This window comes from Bradyrhizobium sp. LeoB3, from assembly GCF_055456055.1.
Window position 1 is genome coordinate 1 of sequence record NZ_JBVBEF010000469.1, and the last position, 253, is coordinate 253.

At 55.3% G+C, this 253-nt stretch carries 1 protein-coding gene; it reads right to left on the bottom strand.

Annotated features, from left to right (window positions below; translation table 11 throughout):
- Positions 1-214 (bottom strand): hypothetical protein (locus tag ACZXDY_RS46740; protein ID WP_464350136.1); only part of this gene is annotated, 214 nt, incomplete at its 3' end.
- Between the last annotated feature and the right edge of the window lie 39 nt (positions 215-253).

Here is a 253-nt window from a genome sequence, read left to right on the forward strand (position 1 = left end):
CAGACAGATAGTCGTGGAAAACGTTAAATGCGAATCTCTCGCGCTGGGAAAGTGCCGAATCACGGTACATCATTTGAAAATGAGCAATGATGCCCAGCTGATCGTCCATTTCTCCTGTCCGCGCTGCGTTACGGTCTATGCGGCCTGCCAGCAACAGCAGCCGGGCCAGCAGCCCGGCGACTTTCACTGCCGTAAGTGCGGTACTCAGGTCCATTCGTGGGCCGGGCTCTACAACTACGTGAGTTGGAAACCT